The 17,727-nt window shown below is 52.7% G+C and carries 17 protein-coding genes and 1 pseudogene; 9 read left to right on the top strand and 9 right to left on the bottom strand.

What is annotated here, in order from left to right; translation table 11 throughout:
- Positions 1 to 2 precede the first annotated feature (2 nt).
- From tal to tkt, 3 genes are all read right to left on the bottom strand, one after another.
- Positions 3 to 1,109, bottom strand: coding sequence for a transaldolase (gene tal, locus F0P93_RS01640; protein WP_150874637.1), 1,107 nt, complete (start codon positions 1,107 to 1,109; stop codon positions 3 to 5).
- 158 nt (positions 1,110 to 1,267) lie between these two features.
- Positions 1,268 to 1,714 (bottom strand): RpiB/LacA/LacB family sugar-phosphate isomerase, encoded by a 447-nt coding sequence (locus F0P93_RS01635; RefSeq protein ID WP_150874636.1) that lies wholly within the window; start codon positions 1,712 to 1,714, stop codon positions 1,268 to 1,270.
- 121 nt (positions 1,715 to 1,835) lie between these two features.
- On the bottom strand, positions 1,836 to 3,848 hold the full coding sequence (tkt, locus tag F0P93_RS01630) for a transketolase (RefSeq protein ID WP_150874635.1): 2,013 nt from the start codon (positions 3,846 to 3,848) through the stop codon (positions 1,836 to 1,838).
- Between the two features lie 197 nt (positions 3,849 to 4,045).
- On the opposite strand from tkt, the gene F0P93_RS01625 reads away from it, so the two are divergent.
- The 6 genes and pseudogenes from F0P93_RS01625 to F0P93_RS01600 all read left to right on the top strand — a co-directional run bounded on the left by F0P93_RS01625 (position 4,046) and on the right by F0P93_RS01600 (position 9,068).
- On the top strand, positions 4,046 to 6,163 hold the full coding sequence (locus F0P93_RS01625; protein WP_150874634.1) for a S9 family peptidase: 2,118 nt from the start codon (positions 4,046 to 4,048) through the stop codon (positions 6,161 to 6,163).
- A gap of 82 nt (positions 6,164 to 6,245) precedes the next feature.
- On the top strand, positions 6,246 to 6,566 hold the full coding sequence (locus F0P93_RS01620; protein WP_150874633.1) for a DUF4377 domain-containing protein: 321 nt from the start codon (positions 6,246 to 6,248) through the stop codon (positions 6,564 to 6,566).
- A gap of 21 nt (positions 6,567 to 6,587) precedes the next feature.
- A complete protein-coding gene (locus F0P93_RS01615; RefSeq protein WP_150874632.1) occupies positions 6,588 to 7,241 on the top strand; it encodes a hypothetical protein in 654 nt (217 codons plus the stop codon).
- A 61-nt stretch (positions 7,242 to 7,302) separates the two neighbouring features.
- Positions 7,303 to 7,503 carry a type II toxin-antitoxin system VapB family antitoxin gene (locus tag F0P93_RS01610; protein WP_150874631.1) on the top strand — a complete coding sequence of 67 codons (201 nt, stop codon included), beginning with the start codon at positions 7,303 to 7,305 and terminating at the stop codon, positions 7,501 to 7,503.
- A 289-nt stretch (positions 7,504 to 7,792) separates the two neighbouring features.
- Positions 7,793 to 7,915 (top strand): annotated as a pseudogene (locus F0P93_RS31985) (hypothetical protein); the annotation flags it as partial.
- 70 nt (positions 7,916 to 7,985) lie between these two features.
- On the top strand, positions 7,986 to 9,068 hold the full coding sequence (locus F0P93_RS01600) for a Gfo/Idh/MocA family protein (RefSeq protein ID WP_150874630.1): 1,083 nt from the start codon (positions 7,986 to 7,988) through the stop codon (positions 9,066 to 9,068).
- A gap of 7 nt (positions 9,069 to 9,075) precedes the next feature.
- Here F0P93_RS01600 and F0P93_RS01595 read toward each other — a convergent pair whose 3' ends face one another.
- Positions 9,076 to 10,020 carry a YihY/virulence factor BrkB family protein gene (locus F0P93_RS01595; protein WP_225309329.1) on the bottom strand — a complete coding sequence of 315 codons (945 nt, stop codon included), beginning with the start codon at positions 10,018 to 10,020 and terminating at the stop codon, positions 9,076 to 9,078.
- Positions 10,021 to 10,153: 133 nt separating this feature from the next.
- On the opposite strand from F0P93_RS01595, the gene F0P93_RS01590 reads away from it, so the two are divergent.
- Both F0P93_RS01590 and F0P93_RS01585 read left to right on the top strand, forming a co-directional pair.
- Positions 10,154 to 10,672, top strand: a complete 519-nt coding sequence (locus tag F0P93_RS01590; protein WP_150874629.1) for a thioredoxin family protein — start codon at positions 10,154 to 10,156, stop codon at positions 10,670 to 10,672.
- A 67-nt stretch (positions 10,673 to 10,739) separates the two neighbouring features.
- The gene (locus F0P93_RS01585; RefSeq protein ID WP_150874628.1) at positions 10,740 to 11,531 is read left to right on the top strand and encodes a hypothetical protein; all 792 of its coding nucleotides are present in this window, start codon (positions 10,740 to 10,742) and stop codon (positions 11,529 to 11,531) included.
- Between the two features lie 93 nt (positions 11,532 to 11,624).
- On the opposite strand, the gene F0P93_RS01580 is transcribed toward F0P93_RS01585, so the two are convergent.
- On the bottom strand, positions 11,625 to 12,854 hold the full coding sequence (locus F0P93_RS01580) for a DUF4374 domain-containing protein (protein WP_150874627.1): 1,230 nt from the start codon (positions 12,852 to 12,854) through the stop codon (positions 11,625 to 11,627).
- A gap of 236 nt (positions 12,855 to 13,090) precedes the next feature.
- On the opposite strand from F0P93_RS01580, the gene F0P93_RS01575 reads away from it, so the two are divergent.
- Positions 13,091 to 13,891, top strand: a complete 801-nt coding sequence (locus F0P93_RS01575; RefSeq protein ID WP_150874626.1) for a carboxypeptidase-like regulatory domain-containing protein — start codon at positions 13,091 to 13,093, stop codon at positions 13,889 to 13,891.
- 74 nt (positions 13,892 to 13,965) lie between these two features.
- Here F0P93_RS01575 and F0P93_RS01570 read toward each other — a convergent pair whose 3' ends face one another.
- The 4 genes from F0P93_RS01570 to F0P93_RS01555 all read right to left on the bottom strand — a co-directional run bounded on the left by F0P93_RS01570 (position 13,966) and on the right by F0P93_RS01555 (position 17,472).
- Positions 13,966 to 14,343 carry a DUF4890 domain-containing protein gene (locus tag F0P93_RS01570; RefSeq protein WP_150874625.1) on the bottom strand — a complete coding sequence of 126 codons (378 nt, stop codon included), beginning with the start codon at positions 14,341 to 14,343 and terminating at the stop codon, positions 13,966 to 13,968.
- Positions 14,344 to 14,506: 163 nt separating this feature from the next.
- Positions 14,507 to 15,274, bottom strand: coding sequence for a LytR/AlgR family response regulator transcription factor (locus tag F0P93_RS01565; RefSeq protein WP_150874624.1), 768 nt, complete (start codon positions 15,272 to 15,274; stop codon positions 14,507 to 14,509).
- Complete coding sequence (locus tag F0P93_RS01560; protein WP_150874623.1) at positions 15,274 to 16,302, bottom strand: sensor histidine kinase; 1,029 nt, start codon at positions 16,300 to 16,302, stop codon at positions 15,274 to 15,276. Before F0P93_RS01560 ends, F0P93_RS01565 begins: the two co-directional genes overlap by 1 nt.
- Before the next feature lie 96 nt (positions 16,303 to 16,398).
- Positions 16,399 to 17,472, bottom strand: a complete 1,074-nt coding sequence (locus F0P93_RS01555) for an endonuclease/exonuclease/phosphatase family protein (protein ID WP_150874622.1) — start codon at positions 17,470 to 17,472, stop codon at positions 16,399 to 16,401.
- Between the last annotated feature and the right edge of the window lie 255 nt (positions 17,473 to 17,727).

The following is a 17,727-nucleotide window of genomic DNA, read 5'->3' as shown; positions in this document are numbered from 1 at the left end:
TATCAGGCGGTTTCGAGCGATTTTTTCTGGGTTTCGATGGCCGCCAGCAGTTTTTCGTACGGCTTGTTGAATTTATCGATGCCTTCGTCTTCCAGTTTCTGGGTGATTTCGTCGATGTCAATGCCCGCCGTTTTGAGTTTTTCCAGAATTTCGGTCGCCTTGTCCAGATCGTTTTCCAGGCGGCTTTGCGCATCGCCGTGGTCGCGGAAGGCCACCAGTGTTTCCATCGGAATGGTGTCCACAGTGTCGGGGCCAATCAGTTCTTCCACGTATTTGGTATCGGGAATCGCCGGATTTTTGCTGCTCGTGCTGGCCCACAACAACCGCTGCGGTTTCGCACCGAGTTCCTTCAGTTTCGCAAACCGTTCGCTGCTGAATACCCGCTTGTAGATTTCGTAGGCTTTGCGGGCCGAGGCAATGGCGACCTGCGCCTTCAGTTCGGGCAATCCTTTCTCGTCCAGAATCGGATCAACCATCACATCGATCCGGCTCAGGAAGAAACTTGCTACCGAGGCAATTCCGTCGACTGGCTGACCAGCGGCTGCGCGGGCTTCCAGACCGGAAATGTACGCATCCGTTACCGCTTCGTAGCGATCCAGTCCAAACAGCAGCGTGACGTTGATGTTGATGCCTTCGCTGATAGCGGTTTGAATGGCCGACAAACCGGGCGCGGTTCCGGGAATTTTGATCATCACATTGTCACGATCCACGGCTTTCCAGAGTTCACGCGCCTGTTTGATGGTGCCTTCCGTATCCAGCGCCAGAAACGGCGATACTTCCAGGCTCACATAACCATCGGCTCCGCGAATTTCTTCTTCATACACCGGCTTAAACAAATCAGCCGCCCGCTGGATGTCGCTGACGGCCAAACCGTAAAATATAGCTTCGTTGCTTTTGTCGCCTTTTGCCAGCATTTTGATGTCCTCATCATAGTCGGAGCTGCTGCTGATGGCTTTTTCGAAAATCGCCGGATTCGACGTAATCCCGCGAACACCATCTTCGTCGATCAGCTTTTGCAGTTCGCCGGAATCCATAATTTTCCGGTCAATAAAATCCAGCCAGATGCTCTGACCAAACTCATGAATTTGTTTTACGCGATTGGTTGCCATGTGTGTAGTTTAAGGTTTATCGTTAATGGTTGGAAGTATTATTTTTAATGGCTAAATGGTTGGGATGGTTAAATGGTTGGCTGACGCACGCAAAAAAGAACGCGTTAGCCAACCATTTTTTAACCATCAAAACCATTCAGCCATCAATCCTTAAGAATCTATTTACCTTCGAGTTCAATCACTTTTTTCAATCTCCGCAGGTGCCGTTCGGCACCGCTGAACCGGGCTTCCAGAAACGCGTGGACAAATTCTTCGGCGACCCGGTTTCCCGTAATACGTCCGCCAAGGCAAATTAAGTTCATATCGTCGTCTTCCACACCCTGATGGGCCGAAAAATGGTCGTTGATCAATGCGGCCCGCACGCCGGGAATCTTGTTGGCGACAATGGCCGCTCCCACGCCACTCCCACAAACCGCCACGCCCCGCTCCACATCCTGGCTAGAAACCGCCTGCGCCAACGGAATGATCAGATCGGGATAATCGTCCAGAGAATCCAGCCGGTACGCCCCGAAATCGACAACCTCATAGCCCAGGTTGGTCAAAAAAGCATGAAGCGTTTCCTTGAGTTCAAAACCGCCATGATCGGCGGCAATGCCTATTTTCATTTCATTACAGTTTACGATTTTCTTTACTTCGATATTCGGTGTTCAACATTCACTATTCGATATTATAAAACTTAACAGAATGAATATCGAATAATGAATGTTGAACACCAAATATCGAAGTTTAACTATCCAGCAACGCCTTCGTCCGCTTCACCACATTCTCTACCGTGAAGCCAAACTTCTTAAACAAATCCTCAGCTGGGGCGGATTCGCCATAGGTGGTCATGGCCAGAATACCGCCTTCGTCGGTAATGTATTTATACCAGCCCATTTCGGCACCGGCTTCTACTGCCAGCCGTTTTTTCAGGGCTTTCGGAAATACTTTTTCCTTGTAAGCCGCACTCTGCCGGTCGAACAGTTCGAAGGACGGCATGCTGACGACCCGAGCCGAAATATCGTCTTTTTTCAATTGTTCCTGTGCCTGAAGCAACAACGAAACTTCCGAACCGGTGCCTATCAGAATCACATCCGGCTCTTTTTCGGAATCCGACAGAATATACGCGCCTTTTTCCAGTTCCGTCGCCGGGGTGTATTTTTCCTGATCGATAACCGGCAATCCCTGCCGGGTCAGCACAATCACCACAGGTCCACCGGGATGCTGAATGGCCACGCGCCACGCCTGGGCGGTTTCGTTGGCATCCGCCGGGCGAATCACCACCACATTGGGCATGGCCCGGAGTGCCATCAACTGCTCGATGGGTTGGTGCGTCGTTCCATCTTCCCCCAATCCGATGCTGTCGTGCGTAAAGATAAAAATTGGCCGGATTTTCATGATGGCCGCCAACCGAATCGGGGGACGCATGTAGTCCGAAAATACCAGAAACGTCGCCCCGTACGGAATAATCCCTTTTGTAACCGCCAATCCGTTCAGGATCGCGCCCATCGCGTGTTCACGAATTCCAAAATGGAAAATGCGGCCCTCCCGGTTTTCTACCGAAAAGGAATGGTAATTTTTCAAATCCGTATCCGTCGAGGGCGACAGATCGGCCGAACCGCCGATGAGGTGCGGCAATGTGTCGGCAATGGCATTCAGTACTTTTCCGGAGGCTTTCCGGGTGGCGATTTTCTCATCACCGGCAGCAAAAACCGGAATTTTCTTCTCCCAGCCTTCCGGCAATTGGCCGTTGCTCACCAGTTCATATTCCTCCGCCAGTTCGGGGTATTTCGCCTTGTAGGCTTTGTAGAGATCGTTCCACTGGTCTTCCTTCTTCGCCCGTTCTTTCCCGATTCCCCGGTAATACTGTAGCACGTCTTCCGGTACAACAAACGATTTTTCGGGATCGAATCCGAATTTTTCCTTCACCAGCTTGATTTCATCGGCACCCAACGGCGAACCATGCGCTTCTGCGGTGTCTTCTTTATTCGGACTACCGTAGCCAATGTGCGTTCGCACCTTGATCAGTGACGGTCGTCTGGTTTCTTCCTGCGCGGCTTTCACGGCCTGGTACAAGGCTTCCAGATCGTTGCCATCGGGGACGACCTGCACGTGCCATCCGTACGACAAAAACCGCTGGGCAACGTCTTCCGTAAACGTCAGATCGGTACTGCCTTCGATGGAAATGTGGTTGTCGTCGTAAAAATAAATCAGGTTGCCCAGTTGCAGATGCCCCGCCAGCGAAGCTGCTTCGGCCGTAATGCCTTCCATCATGTCGCCATCGCTGCAAATGGCGTAGATTTTATAGTCAAAAAGCGGAAAGTCCGGTTTGTTGTAGCGGGCGGCCAGGTGATATTGCCCGATGGCAAAGCCGACCCCGTTGGCGAAACCTTGTCCCAGCGGCCCGGTCGTTATTTCAATGCCTTTCGACAAACCGTATTCCGGGTGGCCGGGTGTCTGGCTATCCAACTGGCGAAACGCCTTCAGGTCGTTCATACTCAGTTCATAACCGGTCAGGTAAAGGTAACAATACTGCAACATACAGCCGTGCCCCGCCGACAGAATAAACCGGTCGCGGTTGGGCCAATCCGGATTTTTCGGGTTGTAGTTCATGGCTTCCGTCCAGAGAATATGGCCCATCGGGGCGGCTCCCATCGGCAAACCGGGGTGGCCGGAATTGGCTTTCTGCACGGCATCGGCGGCCAGAATCCGGACGGTATTGATGCCTACCTGTTCAATGGATTGGGTTGGGGTTTTCATCGAAATGGGGGATAAAGCGACTCGTAACGTTGACTTAGTTAACCCCCCGCCAAAAGGGTTTGTTCATCACTTCGAAGTTATTTCACAGAGTGTATCAGAGACAATCAGAGGTACACAGAGTTTTTTTTTCTCTGATAAACTCTGATTTACTCTGCTCAACTCTGCGAAATAACGCTTTACATCGTATTTTCGAGCATATGAAAACAGCCTTATTTCGCTTTATAGCCTGCCTTCTTCTAGTACTTCCTATCCTCACACAGGCGCAATCGTTTAGTTTAGAAACCGTTAGAAGTTATCCTTTCCCCTCCGACCTCACCAGTTCGGCCCAGGGATCGCGGCTGGCCTGGGTGTGCAATGAACAGGGTAGACGAAATGTCTATGTGGCCGAAGGCCCGGATTTTGCACCCCGAAAACTCACAAACTACACCGAAGACGACGGACAGGAAATTACCAGTCTGACCCTCTCTGCCGACGGAAAGTGGGTCGTTTACGTACGCGGTGGCGATCACGGTTCTAACTGGGACGAAGCGTTGCCGGTAAACCCATCATCCTCACCCAACCCCATCAAGGTTCAGATCTGGAGCCTTCCCTTTGTGGGGGGCGAACCGAAGTCGTTGTCGGAAGGCGATGAACCGCTGATTTCGCCCAAGAATGATCAAATCGCTTTTATCAAAGGCAATCAGATCTGGACAGCCCCTCTTGACGGGTCTTCTCCCGCCAGGAACCTCTTCACGGCCCGGGGCGAAAACGGCTCCATTCAATGGTCGCCCGATGGATCGCGGCTGGCCTTCGTCTGCAACCGGGGTGATCATGCTTTCGTCGGGGTTTTCACCAATTCCGAAACGCCCATCCACTGGCTGGCTCCCTCTTTTTCGCGGGACCGATCTCCCCGCTGGTCGCCCGACGGCACCCATATTGCCTTCGTCCGGACAGCCGGTGCGGGTGGCGCACCCGATTCTCTTCTGGCCCGCAAACACCAGCCCTGGGGAATCTGGACGGCAGATGTCGCCACTGGAAAAGCTCAACCGCTCTGGCAGGCTCCCAAAACGCTGGCGGGGTCGTTGCCACCCACCCACGGCGGCACCAACCTGCACTGGGCCGCCAACGACCGAATCGTTTTTCTTTCGTACCAGGATGGCTGGCCCCACCTGTATTCGATGCCCTCCACCGGAGGTTCCCCCCTGCTGCTGACGCCGGGCGGTTTCATGGCCGAACACATTCAACTAAGCCCCGACCGCAAGTGGCTCGTTTTCAGTGGTAACACCGGCCCCGACAAACAGGACATCGACCGCCGGCACGTGGTTCGGGTGCCGGTCGACAAAGCCGCCTTGGAAGTGCTGACGCCCGGAGCCGGGCTGGAATGGACGCCGGTCGTAACGGGCGACGGGGCGACAATTGCGTTGATAAGCGCGACGGCCCAACGCCCCCCGCTGCCCGCCGTCATGCCTTTTTCGAAAGGAACGCCCCGGCTGCTCGCCCAAAATCTGATTCCTGCCAATTTCCCAACCAGTCAGTTGGTGACGCCTAAACAGGTCATTTTCAAAGCCGCCGACGGCGTAACGGTTCACGCCCAGCTTTTTGAACCGGCAGGCGGACCCTCCAAAAAACCCGCGATTATGTATATACACGGCGGACCCATGCGCCAGATGCAACTGGGCTGGAATTACTCCGATTATTATTCCAATGCCTATGCCTGGAACCAGTATCTGACGAGCCTCGGGTTTGCGGTTTTGTCGGTCAATTACCGGCTCGGCATTGGCTACGGTTACGCGTTTCACCAACCCGCCAGGGGCGGCAAAAATGGCGCGGCCGAATACCAGGACATCCGGGCGGCCGGCGAATGGCTGGCGAAGCAACCCCAGATCGACGCCAGCCGGATTGGAGTATACGGCGGTTCCTACGGCGGTTATTTGACGGCTTTGGCACTGGGTCACGATTCCAGACTGTTTGCCGCCGGGGTCGATATTCACGGCGTCCATGACATGACCAACGACCGAACCGAACAGGTTTCCCACCAGATCGAACAGATACCGGATGCTAAACTGGCCGCAAAGGTAGCGTTCGAATCATCGCCGATATCGGTGGTCAACACCTGGACCTCGCCCGTGCTGATCATCCACGGCGACGACGACCGCAACGTCCGGGTCAGCCAGAGTACCGATCTGGTCCGGCGGCTGGAAGCAAAGGGCGTCCCGATGGAGACGATGATCATTGTGGACGATACGCACCACTGGATGCGGCATGTTAATGCGCTGAAAGTCGGCAACGCTATGGCGGATTTTTTCAAACGGAAACTGCTCAAAACCGGGAAGTAAGTTTTTTCTCATCGGTTTACAACGCATCGCGGTTCAAACTGGTCACTACAGCATGTCCTTATCAACCCAATGCCTTTTTCCCATGCATCGCTTCTTTTTATTGTTTTTGATTGTTCTGTTTTCCAGTTGTGACAAAAGAGACCTCAAACCCGATCTGATTACGATGCAGGTGGCCGACCATTACCAGGATTGCACGGGCGTTGGCCCCATGAAGTGCCTGTTGGTCAAAATTAACGGTGCGCCGAACTGGACGTATCACTACGCGGGTATTGAAGGTTTTGCGTACGAAGAAGGGTTCGAGTATAAACTGACCGTAAAGCGGGAGAAAATCAAAAATCCACCGGCCGATGGTTCCAGTATCCGGTATACGTTGGTCAATGTAATTGAAAAAATCAAACCCTAACCCAGAAAAACCGCTTCGCCCATGAAAACCTTTACCCTTGCCGGTTTATTGCTTTTTGGCGTTTATACCACCCAGGCCCAACACTGGCAGGGGCAGCTAGGGACCAATTTCGCCACGCTGCCGGGTCGTTCGCTGGAACTTACCTCCGCCTGGAGTCCGAATTTGAACCAGTGGGCGCTGACGTTTAATGCCGGATACACCTACCACAATCCATTCGGCGGTTTTCGTTCCGGGTATGCCTGTGATTGCGGAGTCGACAATCTGAAAACATCGGGTGCCTTCGTTAAGGTCGGCTCCCGGTTCGACGTCATTCGCCGGGCAGGCAAACCGACTAAAGTAGGTTTACCGATTGGCGCCCATTTGATCGGTTCACAATACCGGCAGGAGGGCACGATTTCGTCCTTCCCCGACGGGCAATCGCGGACGCGTCTGCAAACCGCCAGCGGTTTTGTACTGGGTTTGGGGCTAACAGCCGCCATCAACATCCGGTTTTCGTCCCGCTGGAATCTGGATTTGGGCGTTCAGAAGTTCATCGCTTTGCAAAAGCGGACGGACTATTTCCTGTTCGACACCTTCATCTCGCACCAGCCGGGAATCGGCCTCACCGACTGGAAAAACTCCTTTCCCGGTTTGCAGGGGATTGTCGGCCTGAATTATCGGTTGGGGCGGTTGTAAGGCTGATCGTGACGTTTATCTTGCGGTTGAACTATCTTTGTTTAAATCCGGTATTCAGAACATGAAAACGACGGTCGAGTTAAACGATGATTTAGTGCAAGAGTCAATGCAACTCAGTCACATTCATACGCCTGAAGACTTGATTCGAACGGCTTTGTATGAATTTTTGCGGAAGCTCAAAAAGCGTGAATTAGCCGCGATGCGTGGCACTATTCACTGGGAAGGTGATTTGGATCAGATGCGCACTTCACCGAATGAATGATTTACAGTTTGACAGTTCAGTCTGGATAAATTACTTCCGAAAAAACCATTAGTCCTCAAACTGAATTATTGAATACGGCTCTTCTTTCAGACTGGACTATCTGGCTTTGCCCACCAATACGGCAGGAAGTGTTACAGGGTGTAAAATTGCCGAATGAGCTTCGCTTCGTTCAGAACAGTTTTAGCTTCCTGGAAAGACTGGAATTGATCCTTATCGAATGGCAGATAAAGCCGCTGGGCTCTATCGATCATTGCGTCAGCAGGGAGTTCCCATTTGAAAACCCAATGACTGTCTAATTGCTGCTTATGCGATTCATTTTAACCTGAGCGTTGTTCACAACGATATTGATTTTGACCGTATAGCTACGAATTTATCGACTCAGGAAGGCGTTTTAAGGATTTGGTCTGAATAACCAAGTTATCAGTATCTCTTTTTTTATTCCCGATCCCTTCCCAACTTGCCGTCCTTAATTCAATTATTCCATGTCAACTCCAAATTCCCCCGTGCGGGTTCTCGTTGTCGGCTGCGGCAACATGGGTTCCTCGCACGCCATAGCGTATTCAACGAACGACGGTTTTGAAATCTGCGGCATCGTTTCTACCGGCAAAAGCAAGGAAGTTCTGAACGAGCGTCTCGGCGGTGGCTACGCCTTGTTCACCGATCTGGCCACGGCCCTCGCCGAAACCCAACCCGATGCCGTTTGTATTTCGACCTATCCCGACACCCACGAAGCGTTTGCCATTCTGGCGCTCGAACACGGTTGCCACGTATTCATCGAAAAACCGCTCGCCGATACCGTCGAAGGGTCCGAGCGCGTGGTGGCAGCCGCCGAAAAAGCGGGCAAAAAAGTCGTCGTTGGGTACATCCTGCGCCAGCACCCTTCCTGGGAGAAGTTCATCGAAATTGCACACGAAATGGGCAAACCGCTCGTGATGCGGATGAACCTGAACCAGCAAAGCCACGGCGGCATGTGGACCGTCCACCGGAATCTGATGAAAAGCCTCAGCCCGATTGTCGATTGTGGCGTCCATTACATCGACGTGATGTGCCAGATGACGCGCTCAAAACCGACGCAGGTAAACGCCATCGGTGCGCGACTGACGGAAGAGATTCCGGCGGGCAACTACAACTACGGCCAGTTGCAAATCCGGTTCGAAGATGGATCGGTGGGTTGGTATGAGGCCGGTTGGGGACCGATGATGAGCGAAACCGCCTTTTTCGTCAAAGATGTGATTGGGCCGAAAGGCTGCGTTTCCATTGTAGCGAAAAATGCCGGAGCCGCCGGCAAATCGGATAACGTGGATTCACACACCAAGACTGAATCCCTCCGGGTTCACCACGCGCCCCTCGACCAAAACGACCAGTTTGTGCAGGAAGACACCTGGATCGACATGCAGGATGAGCCCGATCACCAGGAGCTTTGCAACCGCGAGCAACGGTATTTCCTGAAAGCCATTCGGGAAAACATCGACCTAACGGATCATCTACAGGACGCCGTCAACAGCCTGCGCATTGCCTTTGCCTGTGATGAGTCGGTGCGGACCGGCCAGCCGGTAATGTTGTAAATGCTGGTCAAGCGGGGTCGCCCGGCGGTTGCAAATCCTGACCAGCAGCGTTCGGGCGATCCACTTCCGTAATTTGATACGCGACGGCATGAGCGCCGGGTTCGGCTTCCAGATGAATCCACTGGGCAAAATGGCGGGTGAAGCTCGCGCCGTAATAAAAAATCAGCGAGGAGTAGAAAACGAAGAGCAGAATCAGCATTATCGACCCTGAAGCACCAAACAGGGAACGAACCGAACTGGTAATTAAAAACCGGTCCAGCACCTGTTCTCCGGCTTCGACCAGAATGCCCGTCACCAGAGCGCCCACCCAAACCGCCGGCCAACGGATGCGGATGTCGGGCAAATACTTGAAAATAACGGCAAACCAGACGGTCAGCATCAGAATCGACAGAAGATGCTGACCGACATCTGTCGACCAGTCATACATCGCATTCTGTTCCAGATTATCCTTCAGCGGCAGTAACGTCCGGCGAATGGCCAGCGAAACCGTGAATAACAAACCGGAAAACAGGATGATGCCCAGCGCAATGACCCGATCGACCAGCAGGTGCCAAACCTGTCTTTTAGCGATGGTTTTTACCCTCCAAAGCTGATTCAATGAATTCTTGATGATGGCGAACAAGGTGGTGGAAGCACCCAGCAAAAGCACAATGCTTAGGCCGGTTAAGAACGGGTTGGCCCGCTCCTGTTGCAGATGTCGTGAAATATCCTGCAATTGACGGGCACTCTGATAACCAACCAGTTCAGCCAGTTTACGAATCAGCAGGTAGTTCAAGCGCTGGCCGTGTTCATCAAACAACTCTTCATACAACTGACTCAGGATAATGACGATGGGCGGTAACGCAAACAGACTGAAAAAAGCCGTTGCTGCCGCCATGCGAATGGGGTCATTCGTTTTCAGATCCGAAAAAGCCCGAAATGCTAATTGAAAAACAGGAATGGCTTTTTTCACGGTTGGTCAGGTAACAATACCCTTCACTAACCCTGCGTTCAGGCACATAGTTTAGACGTTTCTCTACTCTTTTGATACCCCACGCTACCTGAAAAGCGTTTATCTTTGCTTTTTCGATCAACTAGCTGATCTGATGAAAACCCTGCTACTCGCCTTTGCTCTGTTTTTTGGAGCATGTACTGCCGTTTATTCACAGTCGACCACCAAAGCCGACGCGCCAAAAATTTATGATCCGAATGCCAATGCGCAGCAGGACATCCAACAGGCGGTGGCCCAGGCGCAAAAAGAAGGCAAACACGTGCTGCTGCAACTCGGGGGCAACTGGTGTGTGTGGTGTCTCCGGTTCCATACCCTGACGACTACCGACACGACACTCAACCGCATATTGACCGACAATTATGTTGTGCTGCGCGTGAACTACAGCCCGGAGAACAAGAACGAGGAAACCCTGGCACGACTGGGCTACCCGCAACGGTTTGGCTTCCCGGTTTTTGTGGTGCTGGATGAAAAAGGGAACCGGCTACACACCCAGAACTCGGCCTATCTGGAAGAGGGAAAAGGCCACAGTCCGAAACTGGTAGCGGATTTTTTGCAGAGCTGGTCGCCGAAAGCCCTGGATCCGAAATCGTATCTCCCGAAAAAAAGTAAGTAAAAAAACGGAGCGTACCGGGTTTCCATCGGTGTCACTATTCCTGCCATCTGTAACCACATTTGCTTCCATGCGGTTTTTAGCCCTCCTGCTGGTCCCCTTTTTTTTCAACACCACCCCGGTTTTTGCCCAGAAAGCCCACGAAATCCAGCGATTTCAGTTAAAGGAAGTGAAACAGGGCGTCGCCGTCGATGCGGCTCACTTTTACGTCATCAACAACACCTCCCTCACCAAACATACGAAAACGGACAGCAAACAGGTGGCCGCCTGGCGGGATACAACGGGTTTATTGAAACACCTGAACAGTGGCATCGTCCTCAACCGGAAACTCTACTGTGTTCATTCCAATTACCCGGACGTGCCGATGGTAAGTTCCATCGAAATTTTCGATACCGAAACGCTCCGGCACACGGGTAGCCACAGCTTCGGATTGCTCCCCGGCTCGGCCACCTGGGCCGACTTTTACCAGGGCTATTGGTGGGTCGCCTTCGCCAATTACTCCGACAAAGCCTCGGCGGAAGGGCGCGACAACCGCTGGACGATGCTGGTGAAGTTCAACGCCAACTGGGAACGGCTGGAATCCTGGCAGTTTCCGGCGACGGTTTTGCAGGCTTTCGCCCCCAAAAGTACGTCCGGCGGCACCTGGGGAAAAGACGGTTTGATTTACTGTACCGGTCACGACAAACCGGAACTGTATGTCCTGAAACTCCCTGACCGTGGCTCTACGCTGCAACACGTAAAAACCATTCCGACCGTCAGTGAAGGACAAGCCTTTGCCATCGACCGCAGCGTGAAGTCCAAACTGATTCTCTATGGCATTACCCGAAACGATAATTTTGTGGTGGTTTCGGAGGTAAAATAACGGTTTTCAGTTTATAGTTTACGGTGGCTGACGCATTCACTGCAAACGTGCGTCAGCCACCGTATACCGTAAACTAAAAAACCGTAAACCGTCCTACAGCTTAAAAATCCCCGTCACATATTTGGCATTTACCCGGGCGCCGGGTTTGGCCGTGGCGGTGGCAATGTCGATTTCCCAGATGTAGGTTCCCTCGGTGTAGCTCGTCACCGGCAGGTAAGTTTTTCCGTTTTCAACCGGCACCGACAGCGTGATGCCCCCTTGTCCGGCATGGGCCGGTATGCCGCCCGACACTTCTTTCACGGTTTTGGCATTCAGGTCGATGATGACAACGCTCAGATTAACATCTTCGTAGGCCCACTGCCCGTTGACAGTCGGAAAACGACCCATTTCGGCCAGCACCAGTCCGTTACCCAGATACTGGCAATAGTAGATTTTCCGGTTGTTCGAAATCTCATCCAGGTTGAAAAAATACGTGGGGTCGAAAACCGTCTCTCCGTTTTTAATCCGCAGAAAACCAGCTGGTTTGGTCCGTTGTGAAAACGTGTACGCCGACGAAGCCACGGTATAAATATCGCCGTTTTCGGTTTTGATCAAGCCATTGCTGCTATTGGACGACCCCGCCGGTCCCGTACGAACATCCTTGATGACTTTCTCCAGCGTAAAAGCCGGGTAGCTGTAGATGGCCACATACGCCGTATCGGTAAAGGCCGTCTGCAACGTAGTCCGGTTCTGGAGGTAATACGACACATACGCTTTTCCGTCACGTACCCGCATACCCGACGGCCACACCAGATCATCCTTGAACAGGGGAGCCAGCGAGTTTTTCACCTGACCCGATAGGGCTGGGGTAGCAACGGTTGCCGTGTAGAATGTGGCACTCCGGTTATCGGCTGCCGTCCGGGGAATCTGAATACCGCCGAGCGTATTGTCATCAATGACCGTCGGCGCGTCGAAGTATTTTTCGAAGGTAAAACTTCCCTTCTGAACCAGTTTGTTCGCGGCATCCAGCACATAACCCACTGCCGAGGGCGTTCCCTGGTTGGCTCCGCTCCCACCGATGCTGAAGACCGTTTTACCGGCCTGCACGTACGTCCGATTTCCCGTTTGCGCAATTCCCTGTCCGGCTACCGAGAGTGTACCGCTCGTAATCGAAGTCGTTTGCAACAGATAATCCGTTGATTGGCTGGCTCCTACATCCCGGATGGCGACGACATACCCGCCGGTAACCGCCGGTGGATCAACCGGGTCCGGATCCTTGCTACACGAATTCAGCGATAACCAGCAGCCTACAGCCGCCAGCATCAGTATGGTTTTGTTGTACATAACGAGGCCTGTTAATGGCTACCAATTTACTGATAATTACGGGCAAAATCCAGGATTACGCTCGTGCGAAAAATCCGACACCCTCTCAACGGCCTGAATTCAATCGGTTTCCCTTTTTACAAATCAGTTCTTCGATTGTGCAATTCAATCGGAGGTTGTTGCTGTCCATACCGGAACGGGTTGAACCGGGCGGGATCAGTTAGTTTTGCTGATCGAAACCAAACAACAACACGACCATGAACACACCACCAATCCTACGCGGATGGACCCGCACAGCCCTTCTTCTGGCCGGAAGCCTCACGTTTCTGACGGCCTGCAAAACCGATTCCACCGAACCGGAACCCGGCTCACCCAGCGAAACCGGTGGAAAAGCGGGTTACGTTATCGGAAAGGTGACCGATCCGCAGGGTAAACCGTTACCCCGTGCCACGGTTTACATCGACAATACAGTTATCAAAGGGCGCGGGGCCGAAGTCGCCAGCAACAGCGATGGAACATACCAAATTCAACTGATGAAAGACCTGGGGCAGTGGGTAACCAAAGGGTATATTCTGAAACAATACAATAACCGGGTCTACAAACTCCTGCTCGATCCCGAAAACCCGGACAGCTTTTCGGAAACCGAAAAACCGGTTCGTAATTTTCAATGGAAACTGACGGGCCATATTCCCGATCTGAGTCTGGATCTCTATTATGGCGGAACGGCAGAGTTGTTTCGCGATCCCAATGTCACCGACCTGCCGGATACTGAAAACATAGAATTTACTTTCAAACCCATTGGGACACTCATTGACGGATCGACCGGTAAAACGCTCAAACTCCGGGTCGCCAAACGCACCAACGACTTTCTGAAGGACATTCCGATGGGCCGCTACGAGGTTTCGGCGGTGTATAAACCAACGGGAGCAACCTTGCTGGTGACCGATGCCTGGGGCGATGATCTGATCTACAAACCGGTGGTTACGCTCGATTTTTTAGGCACCGATTCGGCCACCCGCTCCAATACACTGGGAATTGGCTACACGAATCGGCGGTAATGGGTCGCCTTTGGGACGTGTCGCTGATTGCCTGATCAATTCGGCGACACGTCCCAAAGGCGATGCGGGCGGTCTTACTTCTGTTTCCGGCGCTCTTTGAGTTCGGCTCTCATCTCTTCTTTGATGGCCTGATACTGTTGGTATTGATCGGAATTCAGGACCTTTTTCAGTTCCTCGTCCTTCTTTTTCATCACAGCCTGAGCCTGCCGCGCCGTGCGGAGGTTTCGACCACCGGTTTCTAGCAACGCCTGGTTTTGTTTGGCATATTTCAGGTTGATAGCAGCTACCGGTGTTTCTTGTTCAGCGGACAAATTCAGCTTTTCTTTCATCCGCGCCGTCATTCGGGTGGCGCGTTCTTCGGGTGTTCCCAGTTCTGCCCGCTGGGCAAACGACGAGACTGAAAACAGGAGGAGGGCAACGAAACAGAGGGCTTTTGACAGGTTGGTTTTCATACTTTTCGATACGCGTTTCATTCTATTGGGTTGGCTTTTGATTGAATGGTCTGCGCGACCGCGAAGACGATACAAACGTAGCCTGCGGAAAGACCGAATTCCTGAAAACCGCCGTGAAGCCGACTAATTCGGCCCTCAAAGCGCCAGGGCTCCGGGTGAACGTTCAGAAGTCCTCCATCCACTTTTTGAACTGGGGCGCGCGGTCTTTGCTGATCACCACCGACCCGCCCGGCAGGGGCTGAAGCTGCAATTGCAACCGGCCGTTGAAATACAGCTCCGCTTCCTGAATGCTTTTCCGGGAAACGATAAACTGGCGATTGGCGCGAAAAAACTGCTGTGGGTCCAGTTGGATTTCCAGATCGTCCAGCTTCTGATCGATGGGATAACGGATTTTGGTAAACAGCGTCGCGGAAACCACACCCCCTTCAATGTCAAAATAGGCGATGTCACTTACCTTGACCGGCAGCAGTTTGTCCCGAAACTGAATCAAAAAGCTGTTTCGGTAGGTTTTGGGCATAAACACCTGGCCACGGAGCATTTCCCGCATCTGTTGCACCAGATCGTCGGTGGCCGGGCAGGTCAGCGAACGGTATTTCAGCAGACTGGCTTCCAATGCTTCCCGTTCAATGGGTTTCAGCAGGTAATCGATGCTATTGAGCTTGAAAGCCCGGATGGCATATTCGTCGAAAGCCGTCGTAAAAATGATCGGACACGGCACCCGAACCTGCTCCAGCAGCGAAAACGACAGCCCATCGGCCAGTTGAATGTCCGAGAAAATGAGGTCGGGCGTTGGCAGACTCTCCCACCGCTCCCGGCCCTCGGCCACGCTGTCGATGACCGCCAGAAACGTCAGGGAAGGTTCGATGTCCCGCAGTAAAGCGGCCAGGTGCGTAGCCGCCAGGACTTCATCTTCAATAATCAAAACGCGCATCAGACGGCAGGAATTATGGGTAAATGGACACTGAATTCTCGCTCGGTTCGAACGATCTGAATGGCTTTGCCGGTCAGCAGCCGGTAGCGGTTTTCCAGATTGGACAGGCCCATTCCAGTCCCGTCGGCGGGTTCGGGTTTGGGCTGGTAGCTGTTGCTGACCCGAATGAAGGCGCCCGACAGGTCGATGGAGAGCCGAATTGTCAGCGGTTTGACGTTAGAAATAACGTTGTGTTTAACGCTATTTTCAATGAGAAGCTGCAACGACATCGTCGGAATCAGCCAGGATACTTCGACCGGTAACTCGTTGTATATTTGCAGATTAGCACCAAACCGCATGGTTAATAGAAACGAATAGGCCATCGTAAACTGCATCTCTTCGGCAAACGGAACCAGCGACCGGTTTTGAACCTGAAGTGAATACCGCAACACCTGCGATAATTTGGACAAATACGGCTGCGTGTTGGCACTCCCTTCCCGAATCAGCGAACTGAGGGCATTGAGGGAATTGAACAGAAAATGAGGATTGAGCTGGGCGCGCAAGCCGTCGAGCTGGGCTTGCAGACTCTCCCGTTTCAGCCGCTCGTTTTCGGTCTGCATGCTGCGGTTTTGTTGCAGAACCGTCAGGAAATTCGCCACCAGCAGGGCCGTTCCCCACACGAAAAAACCGCGAAAATACGTGGTAACCAACACGAGAATCGGTCGCTCGGGATACCACGGCAAAACCAGCGCGACGAAGAGCGCGTTGATTGCCAGAAACAACAGAAAGTTGATACCATACCAGCCCGCGAGGTTGAGCCAGGGTTCGTAGCGTTTCCGAATCAGCACATAGCGGTTTAATTCAATGAAGAAAAAGGTGAACGCGATCTGAAACAGCACCCGGACGACCAGAAAAACCGTGTCCGGCAAACCGGGAATAACCGCCAGTTGGGTTTGGTTCGCCAGCCGGATCAGCGGCAGGTTCACCAGAACCGCCACGATCACCGATGCGATCCCGGAAATTTGCCGAAAAGAAAAGCGCGCATTCATGCTGCAAAGATGACGCCTTCGGGGACGAATCGGGAACGAATCGACCTGAAACCGGAAAATTCGACGGTCAATCCTCCAAAAACCGCCTTGAATTACTTATTCCGTTGCCTTGTCAATAATTTCAGCGGCTTCTATCATGTCATCTTTCTCGGGCGTCGGCACATCTTTCGGCACTGCGTCGGGGACGTAGGTCAGCGAAATCAGGATCGGAAAATGGTCGGAACCGCAGTTCGGCAGTCGGCGGATCAAGCGCAGTTTGAAATGGTGGGACACAAAAATATGATCGAGCGGCCACCGCAGAAAGAAATAATTGGCGTGGAACGTGTTGAAAAGTCCCCGGCCAATGCGCGGGTCGAGCAGGCCACTGACACGCTGAAAAAGCCGCGTGGAGTGCGACCAGGCCACATCGTTCAAATCCCCGGCAACGATGATTGGTTCTTCCCGCCCCCGCACCTCCTTGCCCACCACCAGCAACTCCGCATCTCGTTCCGTCGAGCGATAATGTTCCGTGGGGCTGGGCGGCATCGGGTGAATCCCGTAAAAATGAATCACCTGACCCGAATCCAGTTCAAGCTGGGCGTAGATGGAAGGAATATCGTCCTGAATTAGAAACCGCACTTCGTGGTGCTGAATGGCAAACCGGGAGTAAAACAGCAGGCCATAGGTATTTTCGAGCGGATGCAGAATCCGGTATGGAAACTTCGGTTCCAGGGGTTCCAGTTCCTTTTTCCACCGCTCGTTGGCTTCCAGAATCATCACCACATCCGGGTTATGTTTGTCCACCAGTTTCAACACGTCGGGGCAGTGAGTGTTGTCCATGAACACGTTGGCGTTCAGGATTCGGATGGTGTTACGGTCTTCGGAACGGTCTTGCGACGGTTTTCCGAAATACTTCACCTGTTTCCGGTGCAATTGCGTGAAGGGGTAAATCAACCAGCCTTCGTAGACCAAGGCAGCCAATAAACCCGTCACGCCCAGCAACATCGGCCATTCCGTGTTTCGGCTCAGGGCCACCCACCCCAGTAGGCCAATGGCCGCGAGCACCGTGAGTTGCAGGTGTGGAAAATCCCAGATCCGAATCCACCAGGCATCGACCCGGATCAGGTGTATGAACGAAATGGTGGTTATGACAAATGCGTATCCAATCAGAAAAGTGTCTATCGTGCTCATTTCAGGTTCAGTGGGCCATTCGTATCATAAAACCGGAAAGCAAGTTAGAGGTTTAATCCTGATATTTATTTTTAAAAATCGGCAAGATCGGCTGTAAGCTATTTTCTGGCTCTCAGGCTTGTAAAAAAAACGCTTTTGCGATAGTTTTGCAGCATGAGAATGGCACCAACGCTTTAATCTTCCCTCCTGCGGTCGCTCCGACCATGGGCCTTTTTTAGGCCTGTTTTCCTATTGTCTTCACAAAAAAACTGGCTG

Origin of the sequence: Larkinella humicola, from assembly GCF_008727875.1 — a bacterium.
GTDB classification, from domain to species: domain Bacteria; phylum Bacteroidota; class Bacteroidia; order Cytophagales; family Spirosomataceae; genus Larkinella; species Larkinella humicola.
The sequence above is the reverse complement of the archived record's forward strand: the minus strand, read 5'-3'. Positions and strand labels throughout refer to the sequence as shown.

What these genes read in the sequence shown, in the direction of transcription:
- F0P93_RS01555 (WP_150874622.1), bottom strand. Translation starts at nt 17,472, where the DNA reads ATGAGCACGATAGACACTTTTCTGATTGGATACGCATTTGTCATAACC.
- F0P93_RS01565 (WP_150874624.1), bottom strand. Translation starts at nt 15,274, where the DNA reads ATGCGCGTTTTGATTATTGAAGATGAAGTCCTGGCGGCTACGCACCTG.
- tkt (WP_150874635.1), bottom strand. Translation starts at nt 3,848, where the DNA reads ATGAAAACCCCAACCCAATCCATTGAACAGGTAGGCATCAATACCGTC.
- F0P93_RS01635 (WP_150874636.1), bottom strand. Translation starts at nt 1,714, where the DNA reads ATGAAAATAGGCATTGCCGCCGATCATGGCGGTTTTGAACTCAAGGAA.
- F0P93_RS01600 (WP_150874630.1), top strand. Translation starts at nt 7,986, where the DNA reads ATGTCAACTCCAAATTCCCCCGTGCGGGTTCTCGTTGTCGGCTGCGGC.
- F0P93_RS01590 (WP_150874629.1), top strand. Translation starts at nt 10,154, where the DNA reads ATGAAAACCCTGCTACTCGCCTTTGCTCTGTTTTTTGGAGCATGTACT.
- F0P93_RS01615 (WP_150874632.1), top strand. Translation starts at nt 6,588, where the DNA reads ATGAAAACCTTTACCCTTGCCGGTTTATTGCTTTTTGGCGTTTATACC.
- F0P93_RS01560 (WP_150874623.1), bottom strand. Translation starts at nt 16,302, where the DNA reads ATGAATGCGCGCTTTTCTTTTCGGCAAATTTCCGGGATCGCATCGGTG.
- F0P93_RS01625 (WP_150874634.1), top strand. Translation starts at nt 4,046, where the DNA reads ATGAAAACAGCCTTATTTCGCTTTATAGCCTGCCTTCTTCTAGTACTT.
- tal (WP_150874637.1), bottom strand. Translation starts at nt 1,109, where the DNA reads ATGGCAACCAATCGCGTAAAACAAATTCATGAGTTTGGTCAGAGCATC.
- F0P93_RS01620 (WP_150874633.1), top strand. Translation starts at nt 6,246, where the DNA reads ATGCATCGCTTCTTTTTATTGTTTTTGATTGTTCTGTTTTCCAGTTGT.
- F0P93_RS01575 (WP_150874626.1), top strand. Translation starts at nt 13,091, where the DNA reads ATGAACACACCACCAATCCTACGCGGATGGACCCGCACAGCCCTTCTT.
- F0P93_RS01570 (WP_150874625.1), bottom strand. Translation starts at nt 14,343, where the DNA reads ATGAAAACCAACCTGTCAAAAGCCCTCTGTTTCGTTGCCCTCCTCCTG.
- F0P93_RS01585 (WP_150874628.1), top strand. Translation starts at nt 10,740, where the DNA reads ATGCGGTTTTTAGCCCTCCTGCTGGTCCCCTTTTTTTTCAACACCACC.
- F0P93_RS01580 (WP_150874627.1), bottom strand. Translation starts at nt 12,854, where the DNA reads ATGTACAACAAAACCATACTGATGCTGGCGGCTGTAGGCTGCTGGTTA.
- F0P93_RS01610 (WP_150874631.1), top strand. Translation starts at nt 7,303, where the DNA reads ATGAAAACGACGGTCGAGTTAAACGATGATTTAGTGCAAGAGTCAATG.